Here is a 19,237-nt window from a genome sequence, read left to right as displayed (position 1 = left end):
TGGAACGGCGGATGATGACCCGAGCTCTCCCACGGGCTTGCAAGCCCAAAGGTCATGCGGTCTCTCATCCGCCACCGCGACACGCACTACAGCGCCAAACGCGGGCCAAGGGAAGTTACAAAGGGATATGCCGCGCGGCTTTCCCGAATCTCGAACATCGCGTAGGGCAAGTCCCCTCTCCCCGCTTGCGGGGTGAGGGTTAGGGTTTCGGGCAAGTCATCCGAGGGAAGCCTTACCGCGCTTCCCCATCGTCCCGCCAGGCGATGACGCCCTTCAGCCGCTCATGCGTATCCGCCGCGAAGGGCATGACGAGCACACGCGCCGGATCCACCGGACCGGGAAACACCAGCGCGTTCCACGCCACCTTCTCGAAGCCGAGCGGGCCGTAATAGGGCGGGTCGCCGACGAGGACCACGGCCTCCGAGCCCTTCCGCTTCGCCGCCGCGCAGGCGATGCGCAGCAGCTCCCGGCCGATTCCGCGGTTCTTGTGCGAGGGCCGGACGGCGAGCGGGCCGAGAAGATGCGCCTTCACGGCCCCGGCCATGACCGGCGTCATGCGCACGGAGGCGATGGTCTCGCCGTCGTCGGTGCAGACGAAGGAGAGCGAGAGGTCGTGCGGCCCCTGCTCGCGGATGCGCGCGGCGGCACGGACATGCCGGCCGGGGCCGAAGGCTTCTTCGTTGATCAGTTCGATGGCGGCGTCGTGGGAGGCATCTTCCGTCAGGTAGACGATATCGTGCTTGAGCATGTTCATGGATCGGGGAACCGGAGACAAGGCTGTGGATGCGGGTGATCGCGCCGCCGCCGAAGGGGGCGCAGCATGAAGCATCAGCGTCGTCGTGGGGTTCCCGTATAGAACATGCGTCTCGTCTTCCTCGCCGGCTGGAGTGCCGGTGCTGGTCTGGGCGGATAGCAGAATTTTTCGATCTGTCAAAGAGCAAAACGCACCGTTCACCAAAAAGCGTCTGTCCAGCCCCGCCCCATGCGCTATCTAGGAACGCACGTTCAGGCCGCAATGATGGCAAAGGAGATACGCATGGGCATGCTCGTTGACGGCGTCTGGCATGACGTCTGGTACGATACGAAAGCGACGAAGGGCCATTTCCAGCGCTCCGTCTCACAGTTCCGCAACTGGATCACGCCGGACGGCGCCCCCGGCCCGACGGGCGAAGGCGGCTTTGCGGCGGAGGCCGGCCGCTACCATCTCTATGTCTCGCTTGCCTGTCCCTGGGCGCACCGCACGCTGATCTTCCGCAAGCTGAAGAAGCTGGAGGACCTGATCACCGTCTCCATCGTCGATCCGCTGATGCTGGCGAAGGGCTGGGAGTTCAAGGGCGAGAACGGCGGCACGCTCGATCCGCTGTTCGGCGCTTCCGCGCTCTACGAGGTCTACCTCAAGGCCGATCCGCACTATTCCGGCCGCGTCACGGTGCCGGTCCTGTGGGACAAGAAAAACAACCGCATGGTCTCCAACGAATCGGCCGAGATCATCCGCATGTTCAACTCCGCCTTCGATCATCTGACGGGCTCGCGCGAGGATTTCTACCCGGAAAGCCTGCGCGCCGAGATCGATTCCCTCAACGACAGCATCTACGACACGGTCAACAACGGCGTCTACAAGGCCGGCTTCGCGACGACGCAGGACGCCTATGAAGACAGTGTCACGAAGCTCTTCGCCATGCTGGACAGCCTTGAGGAACGACTGTCGACGAAGCGCTACCTCACGGGCGAGCGCATCACCGAGGCCGACTGGCGGCTCTTCACGACGCTGGTGCGCTTCGACCCCGTCTATGTCGGCCATTTCAAGTGCAACATCCGCCGCATCACCGACTATCCGAACCTCTACGGCTACCTGCGCGAGCTCTACCAGGTGCCGGGCGTCGCCGGGACGGTGAACATGCGCCACATCAAGGAGCACTATTACCGCAGCCACGTCACGATCAACCCGACAGGCATCGTGCCCGTCGGCCCGCAGATGGACCTTTCCTCCCCGCATGGCCGCGAGCGGCTCAAGGCGGCCTGAGCTACCAGAAATCCGCGAACGGCGCGTCGCCGGCGATCTCCTCCAGCCGCCGGCGGGTGGCCGCCGTCGTTGCGGCCGGCAGGCCGTCGAGCGCGAAGAAGCCCGCCTCGACGATCTCGCGATCCTTGAGGCGCGGCGCCGTCTGCGTGACGCCGTCGCAGCGGTAGAGCAGCACATGGTCGCGCCGGCTGGTCTGCCGGTTGAAGTAGATCTGAAGGAGCCGCGGCGGCGCGCCGAGGGCAAGGTTCCCCTCCTCCCGCATCTCCTTGGCGAGCGCCTCCAGCGCCGTTTCCCCCCGCTCGATGCCGCCGCCCGGCAGGTGCCAGCCGGGCACGTAGCTGTGGCGCACGAGGAAGATGCGGCCGGCCGCGTCGAAGCAGGCGGCGCGCACGCCCATGGTCATGCCGCGCGACAGCGCGAAATAGCCGTGCAGCACCCGCGTCACGAGTTTCACGAGCGGGCTTCGGGTCGGCGGCGCGGTATCGTCCATGGCCGCACTTGGCCGCAACCATCCGGCCAAATCAAGGCTCGTCGAACGAACGGCCCGGAATATCCACGCCTTGCGTTTCCCTTGACCGGCTTATGCTCTAAGGAAGGGTATGTTCAGACTTGCCCATATATCGGACGTCCATCTCGGGCCGCTGCCGGCCCTTACCTTCCTGGAACTGTTCTCCAAGCGCATCACCGGTTTCGTGAACTGGCACCGCAACCGCCGCCGGCACCTCTTCACCAACACGCTGGACATCGTGCTCGAGGATATCGAGCGGCAGGCCCCCGACCACCTTGCCATCACCGGCGACCTCGTCAACCTCGCCTCCTCACTGGAGATCGCCGCGGTGAAGCGCTGGCTGCCGGAGGCCGGTCCGCCGGAAAACGTCTCGGTCGTGCCCGGCAACCACGATGCCTATGTGCGCGGCGCCTACGAGAAGTCGACGCGCGCCTGGTATCCCTACATGCGCGGCGACGCGGGCCCTGCCGAATGGCAGGAGGACATGCACGTCTTCCCCTATCTGCGCGTGCGCGGCCAGGTGGCGATCATCGGCTGCTCGACCGCCGTCGCCACCCCGCCCTTCTCCGCCTCGGGCTATTTCGGCAGTAGGCAGGCGCGCGAGACGGTGAACATGCTGCGCGCGGCGGGCGAGGCCGGCCTCTTCCGCGTCGTGCTCATCCATCATCCGCCGATCCGCGGCGCGACCTCCTTCCACAAGCGCATGATCGGCATCCGCCGTTTCGCCGCGACCGTCTCGACCGGCGGGGCGGAGCTCGTATTGCACGGCCACACCCATCTCGACACGGTGAACTGGCTGCCCGGCCAGACGAAGCCGGTTCCGGTCGTCGGCATCGCCTCGGCCTCGCAGGGGCCGGGCGGACGCAAGCCGCCGGCCGGCTACAACCTCTTCTCCATCTCAGGCTCACCGGGAAACTGGAACATCCTGCGCGAGCGTTATGCGCTGACGCCGGACGGGCTGGCGCTGGGGCTCGCCGACACCACGCATCTGTGAGCCCGGCGAATAAATCCCGCCCGACATCCGTCATATGTTCCCAGAGCCGCCCGCCCGGAAGGGCCTGCTCCGGGACGGCCAGCGCCCGCCAGACGCGCCGATCGAGAGGATCACGACCATGCTCCGCAACACCATGCTGCTTTCATTCTGCGCCGCCGTGTCGCTGACGGCGCTTTCGGCCGCCCGCGCCGCCGAATCCGACACCACCACCCCGCCCGTTCCCACCGAGACCACGACGACATGCACGGACGGCAAGATCTGGAGCGACGAGAAGAAGGAATGCATCGCACCGGAAGACATGAAGCCTGCCACGACGGGCAAGGAAAAGCCCGGGGAGCAGAAGAAGAGCGAACGCCGGATCGACGACAGGCTCTATGAAGCCGCGCGCGAATTCGCCTATGCCGGCCAGTACCGCAACGCCATCCGCGCGCTCAACGCCGCCTACGACCAGGAGGATCCGCGCATCCTCAACTATCTCGGCTACAACACCCGCAAGCTCGGCAACATGCAGCTCGGCATGAGCTATTACAGGCGGGCGCTCCAGAAGGACGAGAACTACATCCTCGCCCGTTCCTATATGGGCCAGGCGCTGATCGAACAGGGCGACATCGAGGGCGCGCGCGTCCAGCTCGTCGAGATCCGCGACCGCGGCGGCGAGAACACCTGGGCCTACCGCGCCCTCCTCCAGTCGCTCGGCGGGGAGCGCGCCAGCTACTGACGCCTGCCCAAGTCGGGAACAAATCGTGCGGAACGCGGGAAACTGCGCTCCGCGGCGCCGTTCATGCTTGCAGACACAAGGCAGAATGTTTCATATCAGACGATCGCCGCCCGGCCGGGGCGCGCGTAGAGTTTTGATCCCGAACGTCCCTTGGAAAAGCAATGCGTCCGACGGCAGAATCAAATGAGTTCCGGCGAGAGTTGGTCAATCTGCTGCCGAAGCTGCGCCGTTTCGCCATGACGCTGACGCGCAACGGCAGCGATGCCGACGACCTCGTGCAGGAGGCATGCGAGAGAGCCATCACGCGAAGCCATCTGTGGAACGGGGAAGGCCGGCTGGAAAGCTGGGTTTATGCCATGACGCGCAATCTCTGGGTAGACGAGATCCGCAAGCGAAAGGTCCGCACGGGCTCCGGCACCGTAGATGTCGCCGAGCAGGACAACCTGCACATCGAGGCATCCGCCGACAAGGCGGTCTATGCCAGGCAGTTGCACAAGTTGATCATGACGATGCCGGAGGGGCTTTCGAGCGTCTTCCTGCTGGTCAATGTCGAGGGGCACAGCTACCGGGTGGCGGCGGATATTCTCGGGATACCGGTCGGCACTGTGATGAGCCGGCTTTCGGCAGCCCGCATCCGGCTCGCCACCATGATCTCCGAACAGGCGGAAAGGAGGGCCTGACCGTGGAAAGCACACAGGGTCTCCCGCTCGAGGTGCGGCTGTCGGCCTATCTGGATGGCCAGTTGCCCGAAGCGGAAGTGGAGGAAATCGACGCCATCCTCGCCATCGACGACGATGCGCGCGGCGTCTACGAGAAGCTCAAGCTCGGCAGCGAGTTCGGCGCCCGCGCCTTCGACAGGATGCTGCAGGAGCCGATCCCGCTCGACCTGGTGCGCAACATCAAGGAAGCGGGCAGTAACCAGGACGAGGCGCCCAAGCTGGGTTTCGTCGATGCGCCCGTCGTCCCCCCACCGGTTTCCCGCCGCAGCGCCCTGTGGCCGCAGGCGCTCGTCGCCTCGCTGGTGATCTTCCTTGCCGGCGGCGCGGCCGGCTACCTGATTTCAGAGCAGAAGCAGGCCACCGTCCAGGCCATCGGCAACCAGTTCGCCCCCGCCCGCACATGGCTCGACGACGTCGCCGAGTATCACCGCATCTATTCCCGCCAAGCCCGCCATCTGGTGGAGGTGCCGGCGAGCGACGCGGCGCATATCGTGGAGTGGCTCTCGGTCAGCACCGGGGTCAAGTTCGCGCTGCCCGATCTTTCCGCCCAGAAGCTCACCTTCGAGGGCGCTCGCCTGCTCGTTGCCGGCGGCAAGCCGACCGCGCAGCTTCTCTACCGCGACGCCGAGAATGAGATCTTCGCGATCTGTTTCATGCAGAGCGAGCCCGTCGATGACCAGACGGGCCTCGCCGAAAGCATGCGCAACGACATAGGCCTCATCTCCTGGCAGAAGGGCAACGCCGCCTATGTCGTGGTCGGTCCCTCCGCCGATCCCGACCTGGAGCGCATCGCCGAAGTGGTTTCCGCGACGATCTAGGCGTCACGCCCCGGCAGGGCCACCCCGAAAAGGACAAGACAAAAAAGAGCCCGGCAGCGACCTGCCGGGCTCTCGTCATTCGCATTGCCGGTGGCTCAGCCGCGCATCTCCAGAACGCGGTTGGCGGCCGAGACGATGGCCTCCAGCGAGGCCGTCACGATGTTCGTGTTGATGCCGACGCCGAACAGCTTGCCGCCCGGATGCTCGACCTCGACATAGGCGATGGCCGCCGCGTTCGAGCCGTGCTGGAGTGAGTGCTCGGAATAATCGGCGACGGACATGGGGATGCCGAGATAGATCGACAGCGCGTTGATGAAGCCGTCGATCGGGCCGGTGCCCCTGCCCTCGATGCGCTTCCCCTCGCCGCCGTCGGTGATCTCGGCCGCGACGATGCGCGTGCCCTTGTGCTCGCCGTCGGGATAGGTGTGATGGTCGACGAAGCGCAGGCGCGTGCCCGGCTGCGTGACGTAGCGCTCCATGAAGCTCTCATGGATGCGCTTGGAAGGAAGCTCCACGCCTTCCTCGTCGGTGATGCGCTGGATCTCCTCGCGGAACTCCACCTGCAGGTTGCGCGGCAGGTTGATGCCGTAGTCTTCCTGCAGGATATAGGCGATGCCGCCCTTGCCGGACTGCGAGTTGATGCGGATGATCGCCTCGTAGGAGCGGCCGACGTCCTGCGGGTCGATCGGCAGGTACGGCACTTCCCAGAGCGGCTTGTTGGCTTGTCTGATGGCCTTCATGCCCTTGTTGATCGCGTCCTGGTGCGAGCCGGAGAAGGCCGTGTAGACCAGTTCGCCGACGTAAGGGTGACGCTCGGGAATGACCATCTCGTTGGAATATTCGTAGACGGCCTTGATGCGCTCGATGTCGGTGCAGTCGAGCCTGGGATCGACGCCCTGCGTGTACATGTTGAGCGCCAGCGTGACGACGTCGACATTGCCCGTGCGCTCGCCATTGCCGAAGAGCGTGCCCTCGACGCGGTCCGCGCCGGCCATCAGGCCGAGTTCCGTGGCCGCGATGCCGGTGCCGCGGTCGTTATGCGGGTGCAGCGAGATGATGACGTTCTCGCGGTTGTCGATGTTGCGGCACATCCATTCGATCTGGTCGGCATAGATGTTCGGCGTCGCCATCTCGACGGTGGACGGCAGGTTGAGGATCAGCTTGTTGTCGGCCGTCGGCTTCACGATCTCCACGACCGCGTTGCAGATCTCCAGCGCCACATCCAGCTCGGTGCCGGTAAAGCTCTCCGGCGAATATTCGAAGCGATAGCCGCCGCCGGCCTTGGCCGCCATGTCGGTGATCATCTTGGCCGCATCGGTCGCGATCTGCTTGATGCCGGCGACGTCCTTGGCGAACACCACGCGGCGCTGCAATTCGCTGGTCGAATTGTAGAAATGGATGATCGGCTTATGCGCGCCTTCCAGCGCCTCGAAGGTGCGGGTGATCAGCTCCGGCCTGCACTGGACCAGCACCTGCAGCGAGACGTCGGCGGGCACGTTGCCCTCCTCGACGCACCAGCGGGCAAAATCGAAATCGGTCTGCGAGGCCGAGGGGAAGCCGATCTCGATTTCCTTGAAGCCCATGTCGATGAGGAGCTGGAACATGCGGGCCTTGCGGTCGTGGCCCATCGGGTTGACCAGCGACTGGTTGCCGTCGCGCAGGTCCACCGAACACCAGATCGGCGCCTCGGTGATCGTCTTGCCGGGCCAGGTGCGGTCCGGGATGTTGATCGTGGGATAGGGCTGGTACTTGACTGCCGCCTCGGGCATGCCCTGCTTGGGCGTGTGGGTCTTCAAAATCATCGCGTCTTCTCTTCGTCGTCCCGGCATTCGCGAAAGCGTCTTAGCGCAACGGTCGGCGCTTGGCGACGGCGAATGCTGGCCATGGGCGGCCAGAACCGGAATTAATGCTTGGGGTGAAACGAGGAGCTATTGCCGGACGGGCTTTTCGGCCGCCGGGCGCTCCTCAGCGAACCCGGCAACCGCGCGTAAGGCCGAGAAGAAGAAGCGAGGAGAAGCCGCGCGAACGCTCGCGAACAGCAGCGCTGCCGCGGGAAACTCGTTCGATGATTTGTGCGCTGGTCTTCAACATGATGGGGCGCTTATAGCGGCGGGAAGGCCGCCGCGCAACCCACCAGGACGAAAAAGCCCTCCGCAATGGGAGGGCTTCCTCTATTCAAGTGGCCGAAAAGCCTCAGATATCGCCCTGCGACGTCACGATGCGCGAGACGAGGCCGTAGCCCTTGGCTTCCTCGGCGGAGAGCCAATAGTCGCGGTCCGTGTCCTTGGCGATCTTCTCGATCGGCTGGCCGGTCGCCTCGGCGAAGATCTTGTTCAGGCGCTCGTTCATCTTGATGATCTCGCGGGCCTGGATCTCGATGTCCGATGCCATGCCGCGGGTGCCGCCCGACGGTTGGTGCAGCAGGAAGCGGGTGTTCGGCAGGCAGATGCGCCGTTCCTTCGGCGCCGCGACATAGATCAGCGCGCCGGCCGAGGCGACCCAGCCCGTGCCGATCATCCACACCTTCGGCTTGATGAACTTGATCATGTCGTGGATCGAATCGCCCGATTCCACATGGCCGCCCGGCGAATTGACGTAGATGCGGATGTCCTCGTCGCTGGCGGCGGCGAGCGCCACGAGCTGCGAGCAGACCTTCTGCGCCAGTTCCTGGTTGATCGGCCCGTAGATGAAGATCGAACGCGACTTGAAAAGGTTCGCCTCCGTTTCCTTGCCCAGGGGCAGTTCCGTCTTCTTGTCGTCCTCGTCGCTCATCCAAAGTCTCCGGATTGCTCGTAATGGTCCTGTCGCTGTCAGATAATGCGACTCACCTGCCAAGACAATGCAACAAAACCGATAGGGGGCGATAGAGCTTGCCGCCGCCACCGGAAAACACGGTAAATGCGCGGGGAACGGCCTTTGCCCCGGCGCCGCACCGCCGCAATTTGCGTATGGACTTGGCCTTGCAGTCGCTCCTAGGATGCGGGCGCTCATCGACAAGACACCCGGCCTGCTCCCAAGGGTCGGCGCAAACAGGGGACATCATGATCAGACGCATCACGCTGGCATTCGCCACGCTCGGCGCCACGGCCGCGCCGGCCTTCGCCCATCTCAACCCGCAAGAGCACGGCTCCTTCATGGCCGGCCTCTCCCATCCGCTCTTCGGCCTCGACCATATCCTCGTCATGGTCGCCGTCGGCCTCTGGGCGGCGCAGACCGGCGGCCGGGCGCTATGGGCCGTGCCGGCCGCCTTCGTCGCCACCATGGCCGCGGGCTTCGGCCTTGCCGTCTGCGGCATCGGCCTGCCTTTCGTCGAGCCGGCGATCCTTGCCTCGGTCGTCGCGCTCGGGCTGCTGGTCGCCATGGCGGTGAAGCTCGACACGGCGGCGTCCGCAGCGCTCGTCGCCGTCTTCGCGCTCTTCCACGGCCATGCCCATGGCGGTGAACTCGGCGCGGCCGGCGCCCTGCCCTTCGGCATCGGCTTCGTCGCCGCGACGGCGCTGCTGCACCTCGCCGGCATCGCCGTCGGCCTCGGCATCGCCCGCCTTTCCGGCGGCGCGGTCGCAGCCCGCATCATCGGCGGCCTGACGGCGCTTACCGGCCTCGCGCTCGCCTTCGGCTGAAAAGCACCGGCTCGGCCATGGAACGGCGGCGCGAAAAACGCCGCGGTTCTACGTTGCCGCTCCCGCCGGCGGCCCGAGGCGCACGCGCTCGCCATGCGCCCTCTCCGTTTCCGGCTCCACATGGATGGCGATCTGCGCGCCGGGCAGCACCTCCCGGATGGCGTCCTCCAGCCGGTCGCAGATCTCATGCGCCTCGCCCACCGGCATCGACGCCGGCACCACGAGGTGGAAATCGACGAAGGTGGCCGATCCCGCCCGCCGGGTCTTCAGGTCGTGCGCGCCGAGCGAGCCCGCGCCGTGTGCGGCGATGGCGGCCTTGATCGCTTCGGCTTCCCCCGATTCCACCGCATGGTCCATCAGCCCGTCGACCGAATGGGTGATGACCTTCCAGCCCTGATAGAGGATGTTGAGGGCGACGAGCACCGCCAGCAGCGGATCGAGCACCGCATAGCCGGTCGTGATCGCCAGCACGAGGCCAACAAGCACGCCGGCCGAGGTGACGACGTCCGAAAGGATGTGCTGGCCGTCGGCGGCCAGCGCCGGCGAGCGATAGCGCCGGCCGGCGCGAATGAGCACGAAGGCCCAGGCGGCATTGATCATCCCGGCCAGGAAATTGATGGCGAGACCGAGGATCGGCGCCTCCATGGGCGTCGGCGCCAGCACGGCCGGCAACGCCTCCATGACGATCAGCAGCGCCGCCACGACGATCAGCACACCCTCCAGGACCGCCGAAAGGTATTCCGCCTTGTGGTGCCCGAAGGGATGGGTCTTGTCGGCCGGCTTGGCGGCATAGCTGACCGCCGCGAAGGCGACGATGGCGGCGACCACGTTGACGCTCGATTCCATCCCGTCCGAAAGCAGCGCCACCGAGCCCGTCACCCACCAGGCGACGAGCTTCAGCCCCATCACCCCGAGCGCAAGCGGAATGCCCCAGAGCGCCAGTCGCTTGACCGTGCTGCTGTCCCTGTTTTCCATCTCGTTCTCCATGCGCATGCAACCGAGTTGCAAAAACCTTGGCCCATCAACGCAAAACCGCGCGCACGGGAGCGTGCACGCGGTTTTTCTCTCGGGTTTGCTATGGACCAGCAGGCCGGCTTTGTCAAAGCCCGTTCGGCTCGACGCACAGGCTGGGCGCCGCTCCTCATCCCCCGGCCGGGACCTTCTCCCCGCAGGCGGGGAGAAGGAGGAAAACGATGAGCCCACCCCTCCTCGCCCCGCTTGCAGGGAGAGGATTCCTGCGGGCAGGTGACAGGCAAATCGGCTACGCCGCCTTCACCTTCGCCTTCTTCGACAGGTGCGCCACCACATTCTCGATCATGCGCATGCCGGCGTCCTGCCCCAGCGTCATGATCGATTCCGGATGGAACTGCACGGCGGCCACCGGCTCGCTGGCATGTTCGATGCCCATGATCGTGCCGTCCTCGCTTTCCGCCGTGATGACGAAGTCGCGCGGCAGCGACGCCGGATCGGCGAAGATCGAATGATAGCGCCCGACCGTCACCTCCTTGCCGAGGCCGGAGAAGACGATGCCCGGCTCCAGCACGCGGATGCGCGAAGGCTTGCCGTGCATGGGAACGGCGAGCTGGCGCAACTCGCCGCCATAGGCCTCGGCCAGCGCCTGGAGCCCGAGGCAGACGCCGAAGATCGGCAGGCTCCGCGCCCGCGCCTTCCTGATCGTCGCCTTGCAGTCGAAATCCTTCGGGTTGCCCGGCCCGGGCGAAAGCACGACGAGATCCGGCTTGATGCGGTCGAACACCTCTTCGGGAACCGGCGTGCGCACCGTGGTCACGTTCGCGCCGGTCTGGCGGAAATAGTTGGCAAGCGTGTGGACGAAGCTGTCCTCGTGGTCGACGAGCAGGATGTTCACCCCTGCCCCGACGGCCGCGACGTCGCGCTGCACCTTGGCGGCGTTGCCGGACTTGGCGTCCCGGATGGCTGCGATCATGGCGGAGGCCTTCAGTTCGGTTTCGGCTTCTTCTTCGTCGGGGTTGGAATCGTAGAGCAGCGTGGCGCCGGCCCGCACCTCGGCGATACCGTCCTTGATGCGGATGGTGCGCAGCGTCAGGCCCGTGTTCATGTCGCCATTGAAGCCGACCATGCCGATCGCCCCACCATACCACGCCCGCGGGCTCTTCTCATGTGCCTCGATGAAGCGCATCGCCCAGAGTTTCGGCGCGCCCGTCACCGTGACGGCCCAGGCATGCGAGAGGAAGCCGTCGAAGGCGTCCATGTCGTCGCGAAGGCGCCCCTCGATATGGTCGACGGTGTGGATGAGGCGCGAATACATCTCGATCTGCCGGCGGCCGATGACCTTGACGGAGCCCGGCTCGCACACGCGGCTCTTGTCGTTGCGGTCGACGTCCGAGCACATGGTGAGCTCGGACTCGTCCTTCTTCGAGTTGAGCAGCTTCAGGATCTGCTCCGAATCGGCGATCGGGTCGTCGCCGCGCTTGATCGTGCCGGAAATCGGGCAGGTCTCGATGCGCCGGCCCGACACGCGCACGAACATTTCCGGCGAGGCGCCGACGAGATATTCCTGGTTGCCGAGGTTGATGAAGAAGGAATAGGGCGACGGGTTGATCGCCTTGAGGCGGCGGGAGATTTCCGAGGGCCTGCTCTCGCAGCGCTCGAAGAACTTCTGCCCCGGCACCACCTCGAAGAGGTCGCCGCGCCGGAAACTCTCCTTCGCCTTGACGACGAGCTCTGCATATTCGCCGGGGCGATGATCGCCGTGCGGCGGGATCACGTCGACGGTCCGGAACGGTTCGGCCGCGATCGCCTCGCCCTTGCCTTCCGTCGAAAGGCCGCCCTTGGCGAAATCGTAGCGGTCGATCCAGGCCTTGGCGGCATAGTGGTCGACGACGAGGATCTCGTCGGGCAGGAAGAGCACCATGTCTCGCTGGTCGTCCGGCCGCTTGAGCTTCAGGTCGATGGCGTCGAACTGGAAGGCGAGGTCGTAGCCGAAGGCCCCGTAGAGGCCGAGGCTGGCATCCTCGGCCGAATGGAAGAGGTCGGTGACGGCGCGCAGCACCGTGAACACCGTCGGCATCTTGGAGCGCTCTTCCTCGGTGAACACCCGGTCGGGCATCTTCACCGCAAGGTCGAGGCGGCTAGCGCTGCGCGCGCCGAGCGCCAGTTCCGGCACGTTCGCCAGGCGATCGGCGATGAGCGACAGCAGCACCTCGCCGCGCGCATTATAGGCCTCGATCCAGACGGCGCGGCCGAAGGAGGAGATGCCGAGCGGCGGATCGACGACGGCCGTGTCCCAGCGCGTATAGCGGCCCGGATATTCATAGTTCGAGGAAAAGACCGCGCCGCGCCGCTCGTCGAGCTTGTCGACATAGGCGGAGATCGCATGCGCATAGTCCGCCGCCCGGCGACGGCGCGTGACGGCCACCCCGCCGCGCGTCTCATAGGCTTCACCGCCGTCTTCCAGAATTCTCGTGGCCATTCCCAACTCCGTTTCGGGCCCGGTCCCTGCAAGGCGGCCGAACACAAAAAAGCCGCCTCGAATTTTCCGGGCGGCTTGTCGTCTCAATCACGCATGACTGGTCAAGGCCGCCTCAGCGAGCCCACCACCAACCAGCGATGATACGTGCGTTTGTCATGGGCGGAATTGTTAGCGCGGCGGAAGGGCTCGCGCAAGCGGCAATTCCGCTTGCTGTAAAAACGCAAGGAGGCGACCCGCAGGCCGCCTCCGAACAGTGAAGACACCGAAGCTCAGAACTTCTTGGTCAGCGAGATTTTGAACGAACGTCCCGGCTCGGAATAGAAGTCCGGCGGCTGGTTGCCACCCGACTGCGAGACGGGGTTGACATCGCGGACGCCCACCGCGTTCCAGTACTTCCTGTCGAAGATGTTGTAGACGCCGGCCTGGACGCGCAGGCCGTTCATCTGCTCCGGCTCCCACCAGCCGGTCAGGTTGAAGATACCGTATCCGGGTGCATCGAACGTGTTTGCCTGGTGGTCGTCACGCATGCCGGCCGAGAAAATCCCGGTCAGCTCGGTCCCCCAGACGTCCTGTTCGTAACCGATTCCGAGGATGCCCTTGAACGGCGCGACGGAGCGCAGGTAGGTCTTGTCCGTCTCGTTCTTGCCATAGGCATAGGCAAGGGAGCCGTTCAGGAAGAACCCGTTGTCGAATTCCTTGCGCGCCTTCAGCTCGATACCGGAAATCGCCACCTTGTCGATGTTTCGCCAGGACATGACCAACGGAGCGCTGGTGACCGTGTAGTCCTCGATGAAATTCTTGTACTGATTGTGGAACAGCGTCAGCTTCCCGGAGAGATCGCCGCTCTCGTAGCTGGCGCCGACTTCGAAGCCCTGGCCGGTTTCATCCTTGAGGGCGGTGTTGCCGCGCACCAGATAGCCCGTATTCGGGAAATAGATGTAGAGTTCATCGATGGTCGGAGCGCGATAGGACATCGACCACTGCGCGAACAACTCCGTTTCGGGCGTCAACTGATATGTGGCCAGCAGCTTCGGCGACACACGCGAACCGTCGCGTGAGTCGAGGCTGCCCGTATAGCCGGGCGCACTCTTCGGGCTGTAATCGTACCAGTCGAAGCGCACCCCGGGCGTCAACGCGAACCCGCTATCGCCCCAGCTGATGCGGTCATCGAGATAAAGCCCCAGCTTCGTCCCGTCGACATGCGGCATGTCGGACTTGTTGACCGCACCACCGACCGGGAAGCCGGCGAGATATTGATCCGTATCCAGGAACTGAAGCGAGCCGCCGAAGCGAACCTCATGGGAGAGGTTGCCCGTGGTGAATTCGGAGAGCAGGTTGCCGGTGACGCCGTAGGATCGCTCCTCGACACTGTTGTCGCGGTAGTAGCGAGCATTCGTGCTTGTTCGCGTGCCATCCGAGCCCGCTTCTTTCTCCAGCTTCTGCCAGTAGAGCGTCAGCGAGGCTGCATCGATGAGCGCATCCGCGGAAGGAGCTTCAAAGCTGTAGTCCAGGGAGACACGATCGCGATGGGTGTTTTCAAAACCCCGGCCCTGCCCAGGCAGGTAGGTCATCGGCGGGAAGGGACCGGGAAGGACGGTCGCGCTCTGCATCGTTTTCAATTCGAAATCGTTGTCGAGATCGTAACGCTCGGCCGTCATGCCGATGCGATGCCCGCCCTCCAGGTCATGCCTTACCTTGAAGAGCAGATTGCTCTGGTCGAAGTCGGTCGGATTGGGCTCGGTGCGCGTGAAGCCGAGACTATCGACACTTCCCTTGTTGTCCCGCTCATGTCCCTTCTTGTAGGCGCCCTGGAACAGGACGGACGTGTCCTGGAACTTCTTGGCCACCGCGACAGAGCCGCCGACGCTCCTGTCGGAGCTGTCGAAGCCCAGCTTTGCCAAACCGCCCCAGTCCCGGCCTTCCTCGATCAGGTCTTCCGGTTCAAGCGTGCGCATGACCAGCGCGCCGCCGAGCGCACCGGAGCCAAGACGGCTGGAGTCCGCGCCGCGCAAGACGTCCACGGTCGAAAGCGAGGAAAAGTCGAAAGAATTGGCACCATCGCTGAGACCGGTCGTGGGCGAAGTTCCGCCGGCGCGAACCAGGTTTCCGAAGGACGAGATCGGAACGCCGTCGACGAGGGTAAGGATACGCGGCGCGCCAAGGCCGCGGATATAAAGGCCGCCCACCTTGCCCGGACGGGACTCCGAATAATCGACGCCCGGCTCGGTCGTGTTGCCGAGGTCGCGCGCATTGGCGATTTCCTTCTTGCGGATCTGGTCCGCCGTCGTCTCGCTCGCCAGCGGCGTAGCGGAGATCGCGCCGACTTTCACCCGCTTGCCCTTCACGACAATGGGCTTCAGCGTTGTCGCATCGCCATTGGCAGCGCCCGCATTTGCGGCATCCTGCGCGAGAGCGTGGGTTGAAAGCGAAAGCACGGCGAGCGCCGTGCAGGCCAGGAGGGCGGAACGGGAACGGCGAGCCTGCATGTCTATCCTCTTACTGGTCAGCGCGCGCGGCATCGCTCCGGCGCAAGATATGCGCCGGCTCAAGCCATGCGGAAATATGGCAAAACGGGGTCGGGTCTGTGGCCCGCCACATCGCTATGAAACATGATTAAATTTGTCAACATAAAAAAGGTGAGTTTATCAATCAACTATAAGGGATAGGCGCCCCTGTCACATAAATGCCAATTTTCAAGTTTCGGCGAAGGCGCGCCATTCCACCCTTTGCGGATATTGCGCCGACCAGGGCCGATGCATTCGCTCCAGGCCGAAACGCGCCGATGCCGCGAAACAAACTGTCAAGATCGCGAATTTTCGCCATGCCCGGACATTTGCCGCCTTTTTGAGCATGTGCTAAAGGCACCCGCGAAAAGAACATCGACAGCAAGGCACAGCCCCATGGTTTCCGTCCTGGTGGAAGCGTTCCGCGACCTGCAGGTCAGGCTCGCGGAGACGATCGAACGACACGAAACGCCCGAGTTCAAGGCGCTGGACGGCGACATCGCCCGCGTTTTCCTGGACATATGCCGCCACGCGCCGCGTGATGCGCAGGAAGCGCGCACCATGGCGGGCTTCTTCCTCGATCTCATCGAGGACAAAGACGCGGGCGATAACGCGCACCTCATCCAGCACGTCCGCACGATCGTCGAGACGTGCGGCGGGCTTCGCGCCCAGGTGATGGAAATCGCCCACGGCGCCGGCATCTAGCCGCCCGCCGGCAACCAAATCCGTTCCCGGACGTTTCCCCGCTGTTCTTGCCAGCCGGGAGATCGACCATCGCCACGCTCCGCCCCATAGCCCTCATGGCCTCCATCCTCGTGCTCGCCGCCGCCGCCGACCTGCCGAAGGACGGCCCCTTGCCGCTCTCCCGGCCTGTGCCTCAGGCCGCGGACGAGACGAAGACGGCGCCCGCCGGGGACGCAAAGGAAAAGGAACCCGCCGAAGACGTGAAGGAGAAGGAGGAGGCGGAAAAGGCGAAGGAACGGCCGCACGAGGACGACAAGGCGGAGGCCGCCTGCCGGGCGGCACTGGCGCAAATCGGAGCGACATTCGAGGAGGCGAAGGTCGTCGACGACGGCAAGGCCTGCGGCATAGACAAGCCCGTGTTGCTCAAGGGGCTGGCCGGCGGCGTTACGGTCGAGCCGGAAGCGACCATACGCTGCGAAACCGCGCTGCAGCTTGCCCGCTGGATGGACGGATCGGTGAAGCCCGCGCTCGAAGCCGCCATGCCCGGCGAAACGATCGCGCGCCTTTCCCAGGCGTCCGCCTATGTCTGCCGCAACCGCAACGGCGCGACTGAGGGAAAAATATCCGAGCACGCCTTCGGCAATGCCATCGACCTTGCCGGCTTCACGCTGAAAAGCGGCAAGGCCGTCACCATCCGCCCGGCGGACAAGGACTCGACGCTGGAGGGCGCCTTCCAGCGCGCCATCACGGAGGCCGCCTGCCTCTATTTCACCACCGTGCTCGATCCCGGCAGCGACGCGGCGCACCAGAACCACCTGCATCTCGACGTCAAGGAGCGGCGCGGCGGCTATCGCTATTGCTGGTGAGATATTTTTCCCCGCGCCTCAAAAGACGGCCCGCCGCCACCTATCTCTAGCATGGCCCGCCGCGGCCTTCCGTCATTCCCATCCAGAGGCTTTCCATGTCGATCTCTCCCTACGACCTCTCCGTTCCGGCGTTTCAACGCGGCTTCGCCGTCCTGTCCAGGCTGCTCGACAAGGCCGAAGCCTTCGCACAGGAAAGGAAGATCGATCCGCAGATCCTGGTCAATGCACGCCTTGCGCCCGACATGCTCCCGCTCGCCGGCCAGGTACAGCGCATGAGCGATACCGCCAAGGGCGCCGCCGCACGCCTTACCGGCACCGAGGCGCCGAGCTTTGCCGACGACGAGACGACGCTGGCGGACCTGCGCGCCCGCATCGAAAAGACGACGGCCTACCTCGCCTCCGTGCCGGAAGCCGCCTTCGAGGGCGCGGCGGAACGCACCGTCGTCCTGAAGACGCGCGGCGGCGAGACGAGTTCCTCCGGCAAGGAATATCTCCTCACCTTCGTGCTGCCGAACTTCTATTTCCACCTGACGACCGCCTACGCGATCCTGCGCCACAACGGCGTTGCCGTCGGCAAGCTCGATTTCCTCGGCCGGACGTGACCGCCATCACATGGGGCGCCCGAGGCGCCCCTTCTCTCAGAAGAGGCCCTCTATATGGCCTTCCTCGTTGAGGAAGATCTTTTCCGACGAGGGCACCCTCGGCAGGCCCGGCATGGTCATGATCTCGCCGGTGATGACGACGACGAAGCCGGCGCCCGCCGACAGGCGCACCTCGCGCACCGGCACCGTATGGCCGGTGGGCGCGCCGCGCAGGTTAGGGTCCGTCGAGAAGGAATATTGCGTCTTGGCCATGCAGACCGGCAGCCTGCCATAGCCCTGCTCCTCCCAGACGCGCAGCTGGTCGCGCACCGCCTTGTCGGCGATCACCTCGCCGGCATGGTAGATGTCCCTGGCGATCGTCTCGATCTTCTCGAACAGCGGCATCTCGTCCGGATAGAGCGGCGAGAACTGCGCAAGGCCGGATTCGGCAAGGTCGACGACCTTCTGCGCCAGTTCCTCGATGCCGGCCGAACCCAGCGCCCAGTGCCTGCACAGGATCGCCTCCGCCCCGAGCGTTGCGACATACTCCTTCACCGCCCGGATTTCCGCCTCGGTGTCCGATGTGAAGTGATTGATGGCGACCACGACAGGCACGCCGAACTTCTTGACGTTCTGCACATGCCGGCCGAGATTGGCACAGCCCTTCATCACCGCCTCGACATTCTCCCTGCCGAGATCGTCCTTCTTCACGCCGCCGTTCATCTTCATGGCGCGGACGGTGGCGACGATGACGGCGGCGTCCGGCTTGAGGCCCGCCTTGCGGCACTTGATGTCGAAGAACTTCTCAGCCCCGAGATCGGCGCCGAAGCCGGCTTCCGTCACCACGTAATCGGCAAGCTTCAGCGCCGTCGTGGTGGCGATGACCGAATTGCAGCCATGCGCGATATTGGCGAAGGGACCGCCGTGCACGAAGGCCGGGTTGTTCTCCATTGTCTGCACGAGGTTCGGCTGCATGGCGTCCTTCAGGAGCACCGTCATCGCCCCGTCGGCCTTGATGTCGCGGGCGAAGACCGGCGACTTGTCGCGGCGATAGCCGACGATGATGTTGCCGAGCCGCCGTTCGAGGTCACGCAGGTCCGTCGCAAGACAGAGGATCGCCATGACCTCCGAGGCGACGGTGATGTCGAAGCCGGTCTCGCGCGGATAGCCGTTGGCCACGCCGCCCAGCGAGGCGACGATGTGGCGCAGCGCCCGGTCGTTCATGTCCATCACGCGCCGCCAGGCGATGCGGCGGATGTCGATGTTCTGCTCGTTGCCCCAGTAGACGTGGTTGTCGATGAGCGCGGACAGGAGATTGTGCGCCGAGGTGATGGCGTGGAAGTCGCCGGTGAAGTGGAGGTTCATGTCCTCCATGGGCACCACCTGCGCATAGCCGCCGCCGGCCGCCCCGCCCTTCACCCCGAAGCAGGGACCGAGCGAAGCCTCGCGGATGCAGGTGATCGCCTTGCGGCCGATGCGGTTGAGCCCGTCCCCCAGGCCCACCGTCGTCGTCGTCTTGCCCTCGCCGGCCGGCGTCGGATTGATCGCCGTCACGAGGATCAGCTTGCCGTTCGGCCTGCCCTTCTGCGCGGCGATGAATTCGGCGCTGATCTTCGCCTTGTCATGCCCGTAAGGCAGGAGATGCTCGGGCGGAATGCCGAGCCTTTCGCCGATCTCCAGGATCGGCTTCTTCTTCGCTGCGCGGGCAATTTCGATGTCGGACTTCACGTCTGCCATGCGGTGTTTCCTCC

At 64.9% G+C, this 19,237-nt stretch carries 17 protein-coding genes and 1 pseudogene; 9 read left to right on the top strand and 9 right to left on the bottom strand.

Annotation, left to right across the window (positions count from 1 at the left end; translation table 11 throughout):
• Positions 1-232 precede the first annotated feature (232 nt).
• Positions 233-751: pseudogene (locus tag L0976_RS07070) on the bottom strand (GNAT family N-acetyltransferase); the annotation flags it as partial.
• A 285-nt stretch (positions 752-1,036) separates the two neighbouring features.
• On the opposite strand from L0976_RS07070, the gene L0976_RS07065 reads away from it, so the two are divergent.
• Positions 1,037-2,023, top strand: coding sequence for a glutathione S-transferase family protein (locus tag L0976_RS07065; RefSeq protein WP_234186670.1), 987 nt, complete (start codon positions 1,037-1,039; stop codon positions 2,021-2,023).
• Position 2,024: 1 nt separating this feature from the next.
• Here L0976_RS07065 and L0976_RS07060 read toward each other — a convergent pair whose 3' ends face one another.
• A complete protein-coding gene (locus tag L0976_RS07060; RefSeq protein ID WP_234186669.1) occupies positions 2,025-2,513 on the bottom strand; it encodes an NUDIX domain-containing protein in 489 nt (162 codons plus the stop codon).
• A 109-nt stretch (positions 2,514-2,622) separates the two neighbouring features.
• Here L0976_RS07060 and L0976_RS07055 point away from each other — a divergent pair, with 109 nt between their 5' ends.
• From L0976_RS07055 to L0976_RS07040, 4 genes are all read left to right on the top strand, one after another.
• The gene (locus L0976_RS07055; protein ID WP_234186668.1) at positions 2,623-3,525 is read left to right on the top strand and encodes a metallophosphoesterase; all 903 of its coding nucleotides are present in this window, start codon (positions 2,623-2,625) and stop codon (positions 3,523-3,525) included.
• Positions 3,526-3,634: 109 nt separating this feature from the next.
• Positions 3,635-4,243 carry a hypothetical protein gene (locus L0976_RS07050; protein ID WP_370643600.1) on the top strand — a complete coding sequence of 203 codons (609 nt, stop codon included), beginning with the start codon at positions 3,635-3,637 and terminating at the stop codon, positions 4,241-4,243.
• Positions 4,244-4,404: 161 nt separating this feature from the next.
• Entirely contained in the window at positions 4,405-4,923 is a 519-nt protein-coding gene (locus L0976_RS07045; RefSeq protein WP_203319576.1) for an RNA polymerase sigma factor, read from the top strand.
• Positions 4,924-4,925: 2 nt separating this feature from the next.
• Positions 4,926-5,780, top strand: coding sequence for an anti-sigma factor (locus tag L0976_RS07040; RefSeq protein WP_234186666.1), 855 nt, complete (start codon positions 4,926-4,928; stop codon positions 5,778-5,780).
• Positions 5,781-5,875: 95 nt separating this feature from the next.
• On the opposite strand, the gene leuA is transcribed toward L0976_RS07040, so the two are convergent.
• Together leuA and L0976_RS07030 are read right to left on the bottom strand one after the other, a co-directional pair.
• On the bottom strand, positions 5,876-7,582 hold the full coding sequence (gene leuA / locus L0976_RS07035; RefSeq protein WP_234186665.1) for a 2-isopropylmalate synthase: 1,707 nt from the start codon (positions 7,580-7,582) through the stop codon (positions 5,876-5,878).
• A gap of 391 nt (positions 7,583-7,973) precedes the next feature.
• A complete protein-coding gene (locus tag L0976_RS07030) occupies positions 7,974-8,552 on the bottom strand; it encodes an ATP-dependent Clp protease proteolytic subunit (RefSeq protein ID WP_234186664.1) in 579 nt (192 codons plus the stop codon).
• 269 nt (positions 8,553-8,821) lie between these two features.
• On the opposite strand from L0976_RS07030, the gene L0976_RS07025 reads away from it, so the two are divergent.
• A complete protein-coding gene (locus L0976_RS07025; RefSeq protein WP_234186663.1) occupies positions 8,822-9,400 on the top strand; it encodes a HupE/UreJ family protein in 579 nt (192 codons plus the stop codon).
• Positions 9,401-9,448: 48 nt separating this feature from the next.
• On the opposite strand, the gene L0976_RS07020 is transcribed toward L0976_RS07025, so the two are convergent.
• From L0976_RS07020 to L0976_RS07005, 4 genes are all read right to left on the bottom strand, one after another.
• Complete coding sequence (locus tag L0976_RS07020; RefSeq protein ID WP_234186662.1) at positions 9,449-10,375, bottom strand: cation diffusion facilitator family transporter; 927 nt, start codon at positions 10,373-10,375, stop codon at positions 9,449-9,451.
• Positions 10,376-10,661: 286 nt separating this feature from the next.
• A complete protein-coding gene (locus L0976_RS07015; protein ID WP_234186661.1) occupies positions 10,662-12,851 on the bottom strand; it encodes an anthranilate synthase in 2,190 nt (729 codons plus the stop codon).
• A 269-nt stretch (positions 12,852-13,120) separates the two neighbouring features.
• The gene (locus tag L0976_RS07010; RefSeq protein ID WP_234186660.1) at positions 13,121-15,337 is read right to left on the bottom strand and encodes a TonB-dependent hemoglobin/transferrin/lactoferrin family receptor; all 2,217 of its coding nucleotides are present in this window, start codon (positions 15,335-15,337) and stop codon (positions 13,121-13,123) included.
• A 163-nt stretch (positions 15,338-15,500) separates the two neighbouring features.
• Positions 15,501-15,740, bottom strand: a complete 240-nt coding sequence (locus L0976_RS07005; protein WP_234186659.1) for a hypothetical protein — start codon at positions 15,738-15,740, stop codon at positions 15,501-15,503.
• Positions 15,741-15,751: 11 nt separating this feature from the next.
• Between L0976_RS07005 and L0976_RS07000 the strand changes: the two genes are divergently transcribed.
• The 3 genes from L0976_RS07000 to L0976_RS06990 all read left to right on the top strand — a co-directional run bounded on the left by L0976_RS07000 (position 15,752) and on the right by L0976_RS06990 (position 17,507).
• A complete protein-coding gene (locus tag L0976_RS07000; RefSeq protein ID WP_234186658.1) occupies positions 15,752-16,060 on the top strand; it encodes a hypothetical protein in 309 nt (102 codons plus the stop codon).
• 95 nt (positions 16,061-16,155) lie between these two features.
• Positions 16,156-16,905 (top strand): extensin family protein, encoded by a 750-nt coding sequence (locus tag L0976_RS06995; RefSeq protein WP_234186657.1) that lies wholly within the window; start codon positions 16,156-16,158, stop codon positions 16,903-16,905.
• A 95-nt stretch (positions 16,906-17,000) separates the two neighbouring features.
• A complete protein-coding gene (locus L0976_RS06990; protein ID WP_234186656.1) occupies positions 17,001-17,507 on the top strand; it encodes a DUF1993 family protein in 507 nt (168 codons plus the stop codon).
• A 36-nt stretch (positions 17,508-17,543) separates the two neighbouring features.
• Here the strand turns inward: L0976_RS06990 and L0976_RS06985 are convergent, their stop codons facing one another.
• Positions 17,544-19,223, bottom strand: coding sequence for a formate--tetrahydrofolate ligase (locus L0976_RS06985; protein WP_234186655.1), 1,680 nt, complete (start codon positions 19,221-19,223; stop codon positions 17,544-17,546).
• Between the last annotated feature and the right edge of the window lie 14 nt (positions 19,224-19,237).

This window comes from Shinella sp. NM-101 (genome assembly GCF_021401195.1).
Lineage (GTDB): Bacteria > Pseudomonadota > Alphaproteobacteria > Rhizobiales > Rhizobiaceae > Shinella.
Note: the sequence above shows the minus strand (reverse complement) of the source record. Positions and strands in the feature narration are given on the sequence as shown.